The organism is Pseudonocardia oceani (assembly GCF_019263585.2).
Taxonomy (GTDB): domain Bacteria; phylum Actinomycetota; class Actinomycetes; order Mycobacteriales; family Pseudonocardiaceae; genus Pseudonocardia; species Pseudonocardia oceani.
Map to the genome: position 1 here is coordinate 869,882 of NZ_JADQDF010000001.1, position 14,267 is coordinate 884,148.

Annotated in this window: 16 protein-coding genes; 5 read left to right on the plus strand and 11 right to left on the minus strand. The window is 76.2% G+C overall.

Annotated features, from left to right (window positions below; all coding sequences use genetic code 11):
- Position 1 precedes the first annotated feature (1 nt).
- Positions 2–841: a DUF1990 family protein gene (locus I4I82_RS04320; RefSeq protein ID WP_218591500.1), complete on the plus strand. Its 840-nt coding sequence runs from the start codon at positions 2–4 to the stop codon at positions 839–841.
- A gap of 124 nt (positions 842–965) precedes the next feature.
- Here the strand turns inward: I4I82_RS04320 and I4I82_RS04325 are convergent, their stop codons facing one another.
- The 4 genes from I4I82_RS04325 to I4I82_RS04340 form a co-directional block, all read right to left on the minus strand.
- Entirely contained in the window at positions 966–1,271 is a 306-nt protein-coding gene (locus tag I4I82_RS04325; RefSeq protein ID WP_218591501.1) for a hypothetical protein, read from the minus strand.
- Between the two features lie 47 nt (positions 1,272–1,318).
- Complete coding sequence (locus I4I82_RS04330; protein WP_218595246.1) at positions 1,319–2,296, minus strand: Lrp/AsnC family transcriptional regulator; 978 nt, start codon at positions 2,294–2,296, stop codon at positions 1,319–1,321.
- A 72-nt stretch (positions 2,297–2,368) separates the two neighbouring features.
- Entirely contained in the window at positions 2,369–2,857 is a 489-nt protein-coding gene (locus tag I4I82_RS04335; RefSeq protein ID WP_218591503.1) for an SRPBCC family protein, read from the minus strand.
- A gap of 16 nt (positions 2,858–2,873) precedes the next feature.
- Positions 2,874–3,524 carry an HAD family hydrolase gene (locus I4I82_RS04340; protein ID WP_218595247.1) on the minus strand — a complete coding sequence of 217 codons (651 nt, stop codon included), beginning with the start codon at positions 3,522–3,524 and terminating at the stop codon, positions 2,874–2,876.
- Positions 3,525–3,614: 90 nt separating this feature from the next.
- On the opposite strand from I4I82_RS04340, the gene I4I82_RS04345 reads away from it, so the two are divergent.
- Together I4I82_RS04345 and I4I82_RS04350 are read left to right on the plus strand one after the other, a co-directional pair.
- Positions 3,615–4,220, plus strand: coding sequence for a superoxide dismutase (locus I4I82_RS04345; RefSeq protein ID WP_218595248.1), 606 nt, complete (start codon positions 3,615–3,617; stop codon positions 4,218–4,220).
- Positions 4,221–4,274: 54 nt separating this feature from the next.
- The gene (locus I4I82_RS04350; RefSeq protein WP_218591506.1) at positions 4,275–5,171 is read left to right on the plus strand and encodes a ribonuclease Z; all 897 of its coding nucleotides are present in this window, start codon (positions 4,275–4,277) and stop codon (positions 5,169–5,171) included.
- A gap of 25 nt (positions 5,172–5,196) precedes the next feature.
- Here I4I82_RS04350 and I4I82_RS04355 read toward each other — a convergent pair whose 3' ends face one another.
- The 3 genes from I4I82_RS04355 to I4I82_RS04365 form a co-directional block, all read right to left on the minus strand.
- Positions 5,197–6,039 carry an NAD-dependent epimerase/dehydratase family protein gene (locus tag I4I82_RS04355; RefSeq protein ID WP_218595249.1) on the minus strand — a complete coding sequence of 281 codons (843 nt, stop codon included), beginning with the start codon at positions 6,037–6,039 and terminating at the stop codon, positions 5,197–5,199.
- Positions 6,033–6,320, minus strand: coding sequence for a hypothetical protein (locus tag I4I82_RS04360; protein WP_218591508.1), 288 nt, complete (start codon positions 6,318–6,320; stop codon positions 6,033–6,035). Before I4I82_RS04360 ends, I4I82_RS04355 begins: the two co-directional genes overlap by 7 nt.
- 81 nt (positions 6,321–6,401) lie before the next feature.
- On the minus strand, positions 6,402–6,833 hold the full coding sequence (locus tag I4I82_RS04365) for a VOC family protein (RefSeq protein WP_218591509.1): 432 nt from the start codon (positions 6,831–6,833) through the stop codon (positions 6,402–6,404).
- A 7-nt stretch (positions 6,834–6,840) separates the two neighbouring features.
- On the opposite strand from I4I82_RS04365, the gene I4I82_RS04370 reads away from it, so the two are divergent.
- Positions 6,841–7,884, plus strand: coding sequence for a pyridoxal-phosphate dependent enzyme (locus I4I82_RS04370; protein ID WP_218595250.1), 1,044 nt, complete (start codon positions 6,841–6,843; stop codon positions 7,882–7,884).
- Positions 7,885–7,887: 3 nt separating this feature from the next.
- On the opposite strand, the gene I4I82_RS04375 is transcribed toward I4I82_RS04370, so the two are convergent.
- The 3 genes from I4I82_RS04375 to ligD form a co-directional block, all read right to left on the minus strand.
- Positions 7,888–8,244: a cupin domain-containing protein gene (locus I4I82_RS04375; RefSeq protein WP_218591511.1), complete on the minus strand. Its 357-nt coding sequence runs from the start codon at positions 8,242–8,244 to the stop codon at positions 7,888–7,890.
- Between the two features lie 88 nt (positions 8,245–8,332).
- On the minus strand, positions 8,333–11,440 hold the full coding sequence (locus tag I4I82_RS04380; RefSeq protein ID WP_218595251.1) for an AAA family ATPase: 3,108 nt from the start codon (positions 11,438–11,440) through the stop codon (positions 8,333–8,335).
- 22 nt (positions 11,441–11,462) lie between these two features.
- On the minus strand, positions 11,463–12,431 hold the full coding sequence (gene ligD / locus I4I82_RS04385; protein WP_308112765.1) for a non-homologous end-joining DNA ligase: 969 nt from the start codon (positions 12,429–12,431) through the stop codon (positions 11,463–11,465).
- Between the two features lie 156 nt (positions 12,432–12,587).
- Here ligD and I4I82_RS04390 point away from each other — a divergent pair, with 156 nt between their 5' ends.
- Positions 12,588–13,118, plus strand: a complete 531-nt coding sequence (locus I4I82_RS04390; RefSeq protein ID WP_218595253.1) for an ATP-binding protein — start codon at positions 12,588–12,590, stop codon at positions 13,116–13,118.
- On the opposite strand, the gene I4I82_RS04395 is transcribed toward I4I82_RS04390, so the two are convergent.
- Positions 13,081–14,259: an LLM class flavin-dependent oxidoreductase gene (locus tag I4I82_RS04395; protein ID WP_218595254.1), complete on the minus strand. Its 1,179-nt coding sequence runs from the start codon at positions 14,257–14,259 to the stop codon at positions 13,081–13,083. The two genes, I4I82_RS04390 and I4I82_RS04395, sit on opposite strands and share 38 nt — an antisense overlap.
- Positions 14,260–14,267: the final 8 nt, after the last annotated feature.

The following is a 14,267-nucleotide window of genomic DNA, read 5'->3' on the forward strand; positions in this document are numbered from 1 at the left end:
GTTGACGATCCCGAGCGGCCAGCGCAGGACGTGGTCGACGAACTGGAGGCGGGAGCCGGGGGCGGGACGACCGAGTAGGAACACGTCGGTACGGGTACCCACTTCCCATGATCATCACCGGAGGCCCGCGCTGAGGGGCCCGGACCTGCCCGCGATCGTCGAGGACCTCGGCCGCCGACGCATCAACTACGACGAGGGCCAGGCCCCGCCGCACGTCACGCACGGGTGGCACCAGGACCGCTGGACCCTCGAGCTCGGCTACGAGCAGCCCGGCGAGCCCGAGCCCGAGGGTCTCGTCCACGACGCCGGGGAGCTGGTGAACGGCTACGAGTTCACCGACCCGGCCGTGCTCCGCGCGGTGTACCGCTACCCCGCCGACGTCGTGGGCCGCGACATGCTGCTGCAGGGCCGCTTCGCGAACTTCCGCTTCCTCATGGGCGTGCGGATCACCTCCGAGCTCGACGAGCTGCGCGAGGGCCCGAACGGTCCGGAGCGGGTCGTCGGGTGGGCGTACCAGACTCTCGACGGGCACCTGGAGCAGGGGAAACTGGTCTACGAGGTGGCGAAGGAGCTGGAGACCGGGCGGGTGGAGTTCCGGATCGACGCGTACTCGCGGCAGTCGGAGATCCGCAATCCGCTCTACCGCGTCGGCTTCGCCGTGTTCGGTCGCCGCACCCAGCTGCGGTTCTACCGGGCGGCGCTGGGCCGGCTGCGCGACCGCCTTCCGAACCTGCCGGACACGGCCGAACCGGGGCCCGACGGCCTGGTCCGCGTGCCCACCGGCGCCCCGCCGGAGCGGGCGTCGTGGGCGGAGATCCACGTGGTGCACCCGGGGGTCTGAGCGTCGGCGGGGCGCTCGGAGTTGCAGGAAAGCCACGTTCCTGCCACCAGAGGGCAGGAAAGTGGCTTTCCTGAACCTCGGGGTGGGGCCGCGCGGTCGGCCGTCCGAGGGCCGGTCGCCGAACTTAGGCGGCCTCGATGTGCACCTTCACCGACCGGCCGTCGACCGAGAGCCACCCGGACTTCTCCGCATAGCCGACCATCTTGTCCCAGCGCGCCGGCCAGTCCTCGGCGGTGGCGGCGATCTGGGCCCGGGAGCGGAGCACTGCCAGGTCGAGCCAGACGGCGCCGTCGGGGGCTACCTCCCCGGTGCCGGTGTCACGCAGCGCGGCCCGCAGCGCCGGGCCGGTCAGGGAGGTCGCGAGGTGCAGGCGGGTGCAGTCGTCGGCGTCGGCGACGACGGCGCCCTGGGCGGTGAGAGTCACGTGCATCGCCCGATAGTGCCCCGGGATCGTCCCCTGCGGCACCCCGCGGGCGGTCAGTCCCAGGACGTGCGCGGGGCGGGCGGGCTGAACAGGCCGCCGTCCTTGAGCGTGCCGACGACGACCGCGGTGTCCAGGGCCGTCACGCGGTCGAGCCAGGGGGCGTCGGTGGTGAGGTCGTGCAGGGCGTCGACGCCGGGCACCGCGACCTCGGCTAGCAGCGGAAGGGCCCCGGTGACGCGGCACGCGCGCAGCACCCACGGTTCGCGGCGCAGCCCGGCCACCACGGCCGGCACGTCCCGCGGCGCCGCCGACGCCCGCACGACGGCGCGCAGGGAGAACCCGATCCGGGCCGGGTCGACGACGACGCGGATGCGCAGGCGGCCGTCGCGGCGCAGCCGGTCGACGCGCCGCGGCACCGCGCTGCGGGACAGCCCGGTGACCTCGGCCAGCTCCTCGTCACCGCGGCGGGCGTCGAACTGCAGGGCGGTGAGCAGCATCCGGTCGCTCGGGCCCAGCTCCTTGGCCCCGCCGAACGGCGCGTCGCCGGGCGGGGGCAGGTGCTCGGACAGGGCGTCGCACTCCTCGGTGGCCAGCAGGCCGGGGCGCCACTCGTCCTCGGTGCGGACGTAGCGCAGGACCGTGTCGACGGTGGCGTCGACGAGGCCGGGCACGCGGGGCAGCTCGTCGCCGACGAGCCGCGCGAGCCGGTCGGGCGGGCAGCGGATCTCCGCGACGCCCCCGGCCGGGCCGGCGAGCAGGTGCGCCCAGCGGGTGTCGCCCCGGCGGGCCAGCGCGAGGGCGGCCACGCGCTCCTGGCCGGGCCCGCACCGCAGGTGCACGACCGTGCCCGCCTCCGGCGCCGGGACGCCGACGACCCGCACGCCGCCCTCACCCAGCAGCGCCGCCCCGTGCCGCGCGACGGTGCCCTCGGGCTCGCCGAGCACCGCGGCGATCCGCTCCCAGGCGGCGCGGCCGTCGACCTGCAGCGCGCCGACGATCCGGCGGTCGAGCGCGCCGAGGGGGCCGGTCACCGCACACCCCTGACTCGCCACCCCCGCCGGGGCGGGGTCCGTCCACGTCACATCGTCCGAACAGGGCCCAACCTACCGGGCGGGGACGCCGAGGTGGCGCAGCAGGTTGGCCGAGAACCGGTCGCCCATCCGCTGCATCGTCTCCTTCATCACGGCGGTGACGGCCGGGGCCGCGAGGCGCGGGAGCGGCAGCTCCACGCTCAGGCCGAGGCTGATCGCGAGCCGGGTGCCGCCACCGGGCTCGTCGGTGAGGACGTACCAGCCCTCCGCGCCCGTGCTCTCGCGCGTGCCGGGCGGCGGGGCGTGGGTGTAGTCGATGCGGTGACCGTCGCCGTCGCCCTCGTCGAACACCATCTGCTCGGTGAACACCGGGCTGATCCCGACGCCGAGCACCGACAGCCCGACGAGGTGCCACCGCCACCGGTCGCCGTCGGTCTCGATCTTCTTCAGCAGCGGGGTCAGCTGCGGCAGCAGCACGGGGTCGCGCAGCACCGCCCAGATCCGGGAGCGGTCGGCGGCCACGACGGCCTCCGACGCGGTGGTCGCGGAGAAGCGGCTCATCGGGGCAGTCTGCTGATCAGGAGCGCGCGGCGCGAGTCGGCCGGCCCGGGCCCGCCTCCACCAGCGCCAGCACGTCGGCCGGGCGGGCGCACACCGCCGCCCCGACCGCACCGGGCCGGTGGTTGTGCCCCCACGCCGCCGCCACCGGCACCGCCCCGGCGTTGACGGCGGTGGTCAGGTCGCTGTCGGTGTCGCCGACGTAGAGCGCCGCGGCGGGCGGCACGCCGAGGCGGCGGCAGGCGAGCTCCAGCCCGTCGGGGTGGGGCTTGCGGCGGGTCACGTCGTCGCCGGCGACGACGGTGTCGAGCAGGTCGTGCAGGCCGGTCGCGCGCAGCAGGATGCCGGTGGCGACGGCGTTCGAGCCGGTGAACACCCCGGTCGGGACGCGTCCGGCGAGCGCGGCCAGCACCTCGTGGACGCCCGGGTAGGGCTCGACGCGCTCCGCCTCGACGGCCAGCGCGGCGTAGAAGGCGTCGACCTCGCCCGGGCCCGCGCCGGTTCCGGTCAGGTCGGTGAGGATCGCCGCCGGTGTGGGTAACCGGAAGAGGCGCTCGACCTCGGCCGGCGGGATCGGCGGGCGGCCGGCGACCGTCGCGAACGCCGCGGCGATGGCGTCGACCGAGTCGAGGAGCGTGCCGTCCATGTCCCACACCACCGCCGCGACCACGGGACGCACGGTATCCCGCCCCCGCTGCGGGGAAATGTTGGCTACAGCAAGATGATGGCACCACCGGAAGATCGAGAGAAGGAGCTGCACGTGGACCGGTACTCGCTGCCCGACCTCCCCTACGATTACGGCGCGCTCGCGCCGCACATCGCGGGCGAGATCATGGAGCTGCACCACTCCAAGCACCACCAGACCTACGTCAACGCGCTCAACGAGACGATCGACAAGCTCGCCGCGGCCCGTGAGGGCGGCGACTTCGGCGCGATCGTCGGCCTGGAGAAGACCCTCGCGTTCAACCTCGGCGGGCACATCAACCACTCGCTGTTCTGGAAGAACCTCTCCCCCGACGGCGGCGGCAAGCCCACGGGCGACCTGGCGAGCGCGATCGACGAGACCTTCGGGTCCTTCGACGCCTTCCAGGCCCAGTTCACCGCCGCCTCGACCACGATCCAGGGGTCGGGCTGGGGCGTGCTCGCCTACGACCCGCTCGGACAGCGCCTGCACATCCTGCAGCTGTGGGACCAGCAGGCGAACGTGCCGGTCGGCGTCGTGCCGATCGTCATGCTCGACATGTGGGAGCACGCCTTCTACCTGCAGTACAAGAACGTGAAGCCGGACTACGTCAAGGCCTGGTGGAACGTCGTCAACTGGGACGACGCCGCCCGGCGCTTCGCCGCGGCCCGCCCCGCCGCCTGACGCCCCGGCGCCGGTCCGGGCCTCCCGCCCGGGCCGGCGCGTAGGGTCGCGGCCGTGTCCGACCGGGAGCTCGTGGTGCTCGGCACCGCGAGCCAGGCCCCGACGCGGCGGCGCAACCACAACGGCTACCTGCTCCGCTGGGACGGCCACGGCCTGCTGTTCGACCCCGGCGAGGGCACCCAGCGCCAGCTGCTGCTGGCCGGCGTCGCGAGCTCGGCGATCACCCGCATCTGCCTGACGCACTTCCACGGCGACCACTGCCTGGGCGTGCCCGGGATCGTGCAGCGGCTCTCGCTCGACCGCGTGGCGCACCCCGTGCACGCGCACTTCCCGGCGTCGGGGCAGGAGTGGTTCGACCGCCTGCGCCACGCCACCCCGTTCCACGACGTCCTCGACGTGCGCGAGCACCCGATCAGCGCCGACGGCCCGGTCGCCGACGAGCCGCACCTCGAGGTGCGCCGCCTCGACCACGGCGTCGAGGCGTACGGCTACCGCCTCGTGGAGCCGGACGGGCGCCGGATGCTGCCCGGCCGCCTCGCCGCCGCCGGCGTCCGCGGTCCCGCCGTCCGCGAGCTGCAGCGCACCGGCTCGCTCGGCGGTGTCACGCTCGACGAGGTCAGCGAGCCGCGGCCGGGGCAGAAGGCCGCGTTCGTCATGGACACCCGCCTGTGCGACGGCGTGCACGCGCTGGCCGAGGGCGTCGACCTGCTGGTGATCGAGTCGACCTTCCTCGACGAGGACGCCGACCTGGCGCAGGCCTACGGCCACCTCACGGCAGGCCAGGCCGGGGAGGTGGCCGCACGGGCCGGCGTGCGCAGGCTCGTGCTCACCCACTTCTCCCAGCGCTACCCCGACCCCGCACGCTTCGGCGAGCAGGCCGCCGCGGTGTTCGGCGGCGAGGTCGTGGTGGCCGAGGACCTCGTGCGGGTCCCGGTGCCGCCGCGCCGGTGAACGGGGCGCCGGACGGGGTGGTGGCTCAGGGGTCGAGCCGCTCCCCCAGCGACACCACGGTGAACGCCCCGCCGACGCGGTGGTGCACGGGGTCGGTCAGGTCGGGCCCGTCGGCGTCACAGAGCAGGTCGGCGTCACAGAGCAGGTCGGCGTCACCGAGCAGGTCGGCCGCGTGCGCCTCGGCGTCGTCGACCGGGTGGTAGCCCAGCGCCGCGCCCTCGTCCAGCGACCACCAGCGGCGCGTGTTCGCCGAGACCCCCCACACCGTGTGGAACCCCCGCGCGGCCAGCGCCGCCTCGACCAGCCGTCCGCCGTCGTCGGGCGAGATCCACGTCGACAGGGCCCGGACGTCGAGCGGGCGCTGCGACCACGAGCCGATGCGCAGGCAGACGACGTGGGTGCCGCTGCGGTCGTGGTAGAGCCGCCCGAGCGCCTCGACCGCCGCCCTGCTCCAGCCGTAGAAGGTGTCCGGGCGGGGCTCCGCGGTCGCGCGCAGCGGCCCGTCGCCGCCGCGGGTGTGGAAGCCGGCGGCGTGGTTGCTCGAGGCCAGCACGACGTGCCCGACCCCGGCGCGGACGGCGGCGTCGAGCACCGCCTGGGTGCCGTCGACGTTGGCCCCGACGATGTCCGCCCAGGGCGCCTCGTCGGGGATCCCGGCCAGGTGGACGACGGCGTCGACGCCCGCGACGGCCGCCGCGACGGCGTCGCGGTCGGTGACCGACCCCGTGACGACCTCCTCGCGCGGCCCGGGATCCGGTACCGGCACGAGGTCCATCAGCCGCAGCACCCGGCCCGGCCGGGCGAGGCGGGGGCGCAGGTCAGTGCCGATGCTCCCCGCGGCGCCGGTGACCAGGACGCGCCTCACCATCCGCCCAGCCTCCTCCGGTTCGCCACCACCCGCTGGTGCACCGGTGCGAGGACGGCCGCGGCGAAGCGGGCCGTGTCGCGCGGCGGTGTCGTGACCGCCACGACGGCCGCACGCGTGAAGCCCTCCGCCTTCTCCCGCACCATCCGCGAGTACTCGCGGCGCGCCTTCGCGCTCGGCGGCCACCCGCCCCGCACCATCCCGACCGTCCTGATCCCGATCACCACCGGTGCCGACACCGCGATCTCCACCGCCTGCACCCAGGGCCGCACCCATCCCGTCATGGGGCCACGGTAGGCGCGCGCGGTGATCACCGGGCAGGATCCTCGCCACGGAGCCGCTGAGGCGTGAGGGACGGAGCCGGCTCAGACCGCGAACACCTGCGCGTCGTCGGCGAACGCCTTGAACTCCAGCGCGTTCCCGGCCGGGTCGAGCAGGAACATCGTCCACTGCTCCCCCGGCTCCCCGGCGAAGCGCAGGTAGGGCTCGATGACGAACGCGGTGCCGGCGTCGCGCAGGCGCTGCGCGAGCTCCTGGAACCGCGGCACGGTCAGCACCAGCCCGAAGTGCGGCACCGGCACGTCGTGCCCGTCGACGGGGTTGTGCACGCGCTCGCTCCGGCCGGGGGCGAGGTGGGTGACGAACTGGTGGCCGTGCAGGTCCCAGTCGACCCAGGTGTCGGAGCTGCGACCCTGGCGCAGTCCGAGGGTGCCGCCGTAGAACGCGCGGGCGGCGTCGAGGTCGTCGACCGGGACGGCCAGGTGGAAGCGCGGGATCGGGGAGTCGAGGACCGTCATGGGGCCCATGCTGGCACCCGGGGTCGAGCCGGCCGTGCTCCCCCGGGAGTTCCACGCGACCCTGCCCGGCTACCGCCCCACCCCGCTGACGCCGCTGCCGGGCGTGGCGGCGGGGCTGGGCGTGGCGCAGGTGTGGGTCAAGGACGAGTCCGAGCGGCTCGGGCTGCCGGCGTTCAAGGTCCTCGGCGCCTCGTGGGCGGTGAACCGGGCGCTGAGCGCGCGGGCCGGGCACCCCGGCCCGGCCCGCTCCCTCGACGAGCTGCGCCGGCGCACCGCCGGGACGGCGACGACGCTGGTCACGGCCACCGACGGCAACCACGGCCGCGCGCTCGCGAGGATGGCGCGCCTGCTCGGGGTGCGGGCGCGCGTGCACCTGCCGGGCGGTCTCGACCCGGCCGTCGCCGACGCCGTCGCGGGCGAGGGAGGCGAGGTCGTCCCCACGGACCTGGTCTACGACGACGTCGGGCGCCACGCCGCGGAGTCGGTGCGCGGCGACGACGTGCTGGTCCAGGACACCTCCTGGCCCGGCTACGAGGACGTCCCCGGCTGGGTCGTCGACGGCTACGGCACGCTGTTCGCCGAGGTCGACGAGCACCTCGGCGCGGCACCGGACCTGGTCGTGGTGCCCACCGGCGTCGGGTCGCTGCTGCAGGCAGCGCTGCAGCACCACCGCTCGCGCCCGCCCGCGGTGCTCGCGGTCGAGCCGGTCGGCGCGGACTGCGTGGGCCGCTCCCTCGCGGCCGGGCGGCCGGTCACCGTCGACACCTCGGCGCCCACGATCATGGCCGGGCTCAACTGCGGCACCGTCTCCGCGACGGCCTGGCCGGTGGTCGCGCAGCGGCTCGACGCCGCGGTGGCGGTCACCGACGACCAGGCGCGGGCCGCCATGAGCGAGCTCCGCGCCGCCGGGGTCCCGCTGGGCCCCTGCGGCGCGGCGGCCCTGGCGGGCCTGCGGGTGCTGGCCGCCGACCCCCGCGCGACCGTGCGCCCCGGCGCGGCGGCGGTCGTGGTGCTGGTGGGGACCGACGGCCCACCCGCCGGCCCCGGCTGACCGTCAGCCCCGGGTGAGGTGCGCGATCACCGTGTCGAACTCCGCGGTCGGCGAGAAGTCCACGTAGGCGCAGTCGGTGAGCGCGAAGGGCGCGTGCCCGGGCGCCCAGTAGAAGGCCTCGCCCGCGGAGTAGGTGCGGTCGCCGCCGGGCACGCGCATGAGCAGGCGCCCCTCCAGCATGTAGCCCCAGTGCGGGCACGAGCAGGTGTCGCCGGGGAGGCCGACGAGCGCCGGGCCGAGGTCGGTGCCCTCGGCGAGGCGGATGAACGAGACGGTCATCTCGCCGACCTGCGTGAGGCGGACCTCGACGTTCTCGTCCTTGATGACGACGGGCACGGTGTCGGGGGTGAGTGTCTGCACGGAGGGCTCCTCGGGTCGGTGGATCGGGTGTGCGGCGGAGCCTGCCGCGGGGGCGTTCCTGGAACGTTCCTGATCATGGGACGCTGGATCAGGGGGCGGCGGCCAGCGCCGCGCAGCGCGCCGCGTCGAGCGGCTGCCCGGCCGCCCCGAACGCGGCGGCCGCCGCCGCGAAGTGCGCCGCCGCGGGCTCCCCCGCGGCGCGCGCCCGGTGCCCGCGGACCTCGTCGAGCGCCGCGTCCCAGCCCGGCAGCCGCATGACGACGCCGGCGAGCCACTCCGCCGACGTCCCGTACTCGGCGGCGCGGTCGAGGTCGCCGCCGCGCGCCGCGGCGATCGCGCCCGGGACGACGAGGGTGATGCGGCAGCCCGGGCAGGTCTCCAGCGGTCCGCGCACGGAGTCCTCGGCGTCGTCGAGGGCGGCCAGCGCGGCGCCGGGGTCGGCCGCCGCGGCGATCCGGGTGCCGTAGATGCGGTCGAGCAGGTGGAACCCGACGTCGGACTCGCGGGCGACGGCGAGCGCCTCGTCGAGCAGGAGGTCGGCGCCGCGGGCGTCGCCCCGGTGCAGGGCGATCTCGGCGCGGCGCTGCAGCGCCAGCGACTCCCCCACCGCCCCGCCGCTCGCCCGGCTCAGCCGGATCGCCTCGCCGAGCGCGGACTCGGCCTCGTCGAGCCGCCCGGACAGCAGCAGCGCCTCCCCGCGCAACGTCACGGCGTAGGCGAGGCCGCGGGCCGCGCCGAGGCGCCCGGCCTCGGCGGCGAACGCGTCGGCGAAGGCGAGGACGTCGGCGTAGGGCCGGGCGCCGTAGAGCAGGCGCTGGTTGATGCACAGGTGCCCGTCGAAGACGCTGGTGGCGAGCTCGGGCAGTGCCGCGGTCTCCAGCAGGTCGGCGACGACGCTCGCGCGCAGCTCACCACGGGCGTGCGCGGCGGCGGCCTGCGCCCAGGAGGCGATGACCAGCGACGGGGCGTCGCCCGACTCCAGCGCGAGGCGTCTGCTCTCGGCGGCCTTCGCGGTGCCCGTGGCCGGGTCGGCGAACCCGAGCACCGCGGCCCCTGCCCAGGCCAGCGCGTGCGCGAGCCGGCCCGCGACGGTGACCGGCTCCAGACCCCGCAGCGTGACCAGCGCGCCGGGCGGGTCGCCGCGCTTGACCTGCGCGAGCGCCTGCTTCGAGCGGATCTCCTGCGCGGCCGGCTCCCCCGCCGCGTCGGCCGCCCGCCCGTAGGCCGCGGGGGCGCGCAGGTCGCCCAGCGCGTCGAGCACCTCCGCGCGCAGGCAGAGCGCGTCGGCGTGGCGCGGCTCGTGCTCCAGCAGGGCGTCGACGTGGCGCAGGGCGTCGCCGAAGGCGCCGAGGCGGTGGGCGCGCTCCGCGGCGGCGAGCAGCCAGGGCACGGCCTCGCCGGGCCGGTCGCCGTCGAGCCAGTGCCGGGCGACGCGCGACGGCTCGGCGCCGGCGCCCGCGAGCCGGCGCGCGGTGTCGCGGTGCATCGCGACCCGGTGGTGCGGGGGCACCTGCTCGGCGAGCGCGCGGCGGACGAGGTCGTGGCGGAACCGGTAGCGCCCGTCGTCGACGACCAGCGCACCGGCCGCGAGCCCCGCGTCCAGCAACGCGAACGCGTCGACCTCGGCCAGCCCGGTGAGGGCCAGCACGCCGCCGGGGTCCAGGTCGCCGCCCGCCACGGCGAGGCGTCGGAGCATCGCGGCGGTGGGCTCGTCGAGGTCGAGGAACCGGGCCGCGACGGTCTCCCACACCGACCGGGGCACCGCGGGCGCGTCCCCGGCCCGGGCCAGCTCGAGCGCGAGGAACGGGTTGCCGTGCGCGGTGTCCACGATCCGGGCCAGCGCGGCCGGGCCCGGGCGCTGCGGCGCCCCGGCGACGACGAGCGCCTCGACGTCGGCCCGCGGCATCGGGCCGAGGTCCACGACCGCGCAGCGCCCCGCCCGCTCCAGCCCCGCGACGCCCCGCACCAGCGCCGACCGCGCGGCGTCGGCGCGGTAGGACAGGACCACGAGCAGCGGCCGCGAGCCGCCGGTCCGGGCGACCTGCACGCAGGTCTCGGCCGTGGCGTCGTCGGCGAGGTGGACGTCGTCGACGACGAGCACGACCCCCGCGGGCGGGGCGGCCGCGGTGAGCAGCCGGTGCACCGCCCCGACGATGCGGTGCCGGTGCAGGGCGGTCTCGGCGGGCAGCCCCGACCCGGCCGACGGGGTCAGCCCGGCGAGCACCGCGCGGGTACCGGCGGGCACGGCGTCGAGCAGGGCGCGGTCGCGTCCCACCAGCTCCTCGACGGCGGCGGCGAGCGGCGCGTAGGGCCCGTCGCCCGCCGCGGCCGTGACGGTGACGACGAGCCGGTCCGCCGCCCCGGCCAACTCGGCGACCTCGCCGCACAGCGCGGACTTCCCGATCCCGCCCGGCCCGCGGACGGCGAGGGCGCCGGTGCCCCGCAGCGCCGCCCCGGCCCGCGCCAGCTCGACCTGCCGCCCGACGAAGGCGGTCGCGGCCGGGCCGAGCCCGGCGACGCACTCCTCGTAGAGCGCCCGGCTGCGCCGCCCCGGGGCCACGCCCAGCTCGGTCTGCAGGGCCGTGCGCAGCCGCCCGTAGCGGCGGATCGCCCCGTGCCGGTCGCCCGCGCGCAGCGCCTCCCGCACCAGCTGCTGGTGGGCGTGCTCGTCGGCGGGCTCGACCTCCACCAGCCGCGCCCACCGCCCGGCGAGCCGCAGCACCTCGACGTACCGGGAGCGCACCTGCTCGCGCGGGCCCTGCACCCACTCCTCGTAGCGGTGGTCCGGCAGCAGCTCGCCGGTGCAGGCGTCGGCCGCGTCCGCGGCGGCCCGGGCGTCGCCGGAGCGGACGGCCCGCCCGGCGAGCAGCAGGAACCGGTCGAGGTCGACCTCGGCGGTCGGGAGCAGCGCGACCCGCCCGCCGGCCAGCACGACGCCGTCCTCCCGGCCCAGCACCTGGCGGGCCTGGTGGGCGGCCTTGCGCAGGTTCGCCGCGCCCGCCTCCGGCGCGAGGTGCGGCCACAGCGCCTCGACCACCTGCTCGCGCTGCAGCCGGCGCCCCTCGGCGAGCGCGAGCAGCGCCACCAGCTCGGCCGCGCGGCGGCCCGGCCACCCGTCGGCGGGCACCTCCCGGTCGCCGACCACCACGCGGAACGCGCCGAGCAGGGCGATGCGCACGGGTCCGGCGTCGCTCACGCCGCCCATCGTGGCGGAGCGGTCACGGCAGGTCGAGCACGATCTCCCCGGGGTCGCGGTCCGGGCGCAGCCCGCGCCAGGCCGCGTGCCGCAGCCGGCCGTCGGTGGTGAGCGTGCGGTAGCGCACCTCCCCCACCAGCCGCGGCTCCACCCAACGCACGCCGCGGACGTGCTCGCGGGGCACCTCCTCGTCGAAGGGGCTGCGCTCGCGCCGCAGCGGCGCCATGCGGGCCATCAGGTCGCGCAGCACGGCCTCGGTGAAGCCGGTGCCGACGTGGCCGAGGTAGCGCAGGCGTCCCGCGCGGTCGCGGGCGCCGAGCAGCAGCGCCCCCATCGTCGACGCCCGGCGCCCCTGCCCGGGGCTCCAGCCGCCGACGAGCACCTCCTGGGTCTGCACCAGCGCCGTCTTGACCCACGCCGGGGAGCGCCGCCCCGGGTCGTAGCGGGCCGCGCGGCGCTTCGCGACGATCCCCTCCAGCCCGTGCTGCCGGGCGACCTCGAGCATCTGCGCACCGCTGACGTCGGGCACCGAGGGTGGCACGCCGACGCCCGGCAGCACGTCCAGCCCGAGGCCCAGCAGCGCCTCGCGCCGCGCGTCGTAGGGCTCGGCCAGCAGGCTCGCGCCGTCGAGGACCAGCACGTCGAACACGTAGAACAGGACCGGGACGCGCTCGCGCAGCTCGGGCGCCGGGCCACGCACGTGCATCCGCTGCTGCAGCAGCCCGAAGTCGGGGCGGCCCTGCGCGTCGAGCGCGACGAGTTCCCCGTCGACCAGCACGGAGCGCCCCGCACCGATCCCGGCGGCGACGATCTCGGGGTAGCCGCCGGTGATGTCGTTGCCGTTGCGGCTGGCGATGCGCACCTCGTCGCCCGCCGCCGCGAGCACGGCGCGCACGCCGTCCCACTTGAACTCGACGGCCCAGCCCGGCCCCGCCGGCGGGCCGCCGGCGGTCGCGAGCATCGGGCTCACCGGCTCCGGCAGCGCGTCCACCCGCCCAGACTGCCCCTCCGGGGGTCCCGCGGGGAACGTTTCCGCCGATCGGGGACCTGATCGCCGGGCCAGGTCGCCGCGGGCCGGTCGTGCGCGGTCGGCGCGGCGCGGGGATACTGCTGCGCGCGGTCCAGCAGAGCGGCCGCGAGGAGAGGCATGACCACCATCCACGAGCCCCGCGCCGTCCGACCCGAGCACCCCGACGACCTCATGACCGTGCTGCCCGCCGAGCCCGGTTCCCTGCGCCCCGTGCGCAGGCTGGTGCGCACGTGGCTGGCCGGGCACGGCTGGCCCGAGGACGACGCCGAGGACGTGGAGCTGGCCGTCAACGAGGCTGCGGCCAACGTCGTCGACCACGCCTACCGGCCGGGCACCGAGGGCACCGTCACGCTGCACGCCTGGATCCGCGACACGGCCGGCGCGCGCCGGGTCGTGGCCACGGTGATCGACCGCGGCCGCTGGGGCGCGCACCAGCCCGCCACCCCGCCCGCCCACACCCGCGGCCACGGCCTGGCCGTCATGAGCGGGTGCATGGAGGAGATGCACATCCAGCGCGGCACCGCCGGCACGACCGTGGTGCTGGTCAGCCGGCCGGTCGGCGCCGCGCCGGTGGTCGGTGCCGCGCCGGTGGTCGGTGCCGCGCCGGAGATCAGTGCCGCAGACCCGCCTGCTTCAGCAGGGGCATGACCTCGTCGCCGAAGTACTTGAGCTCCTCGTTGTAGTCGATGAGCCCGAAGATCATGCCCTCCATGCCGGCGTCGTTGAGGCGGCCGAGCTCCTCGGTGACCTGCTCGGGCGTGCCGACGATCGGGTAGCCGCCCCAGCCGGCGATGAAGCGCTCCTGCATCTCCCTGACGGCGTGGTCGAACGACTGGCTCGCGCCCGACCCGGCGATCTTGATGACGTTGCCCGCCGCACCCCAGTCGCCCTCGTCGACGACCTGCTGGAACGCCCGCTTCGCCTCCTCCTCGGTGTCGCGGCAGACCACGAGGCCGTAGGTCATCGCGTGGATCTCGCGCTGGTACTCCTCGCGCGCCTTCGCCTTGAGCTTCGTCGTGTAGCCCTTGATGTTCTCCAGGGTGTCGAGCGAGGCAAAGTTGAAGTCGACGTTCCGCGCGGAGAACTCGATGCCCGACGGCGAGTTGCCGGCGTTGATCAGCGCGGGCCGCGGGCCCTGGTGCGGCTTCGGGTAGGCCTCGAGCAGCTCCGCGTCGAAGTACGTCGAGTGGATGCCGAAGGTGCCCTGCTCCGTCCAGAGCTTGTTGACGAAGTCGAGCCACTCCTGGCCGTAGGCGTAGCGCTCGTCGTGCTCGCGCTGCTCGGAGCCGAACATCTCCATCTCCGGCGGCACCCAGCCCATGACCATGTTCAGGGCGAACCGGCCGCCGGAGATGCGGTCGACCGTCGTGGCCTGCTTGGCCGCGACGATCGGGTGCATCGTCGGCAGGTGCGAGGTCGCGGCGACGGCGATGCGCTCGGTCGCCTCGGCGACCCCGGCGGCCCAGGTGTAGGTCTCGAAGCAGTTGCCGTTGAAGTTCGTGGACCCGCCGAAGCCCTTCCAGCGGGCCACGGGGACCAGCACGTCGAACCCCAGCCGGTCGGCCCGCTGCGCGATCTCCTTGGTGTGCTCCCAGGTGATCTCGTAGCTGCTGGGCGCGTGGCTCATGATCAGGCCGTAGGAGCAGTTCGTGCCGAACAGCCCCAGCTTCATCTTCTGGTCGCCGAACAGCGGGTTGGTCTCGGTGCGGTCGGCCGCGGGCTGCGTCTCCGCGGGCGGACGGGGGTCGGTGGGCGCGAGGCCGAGGCGCTCGTTGGCGGTGACGGTCATGCGGGTCT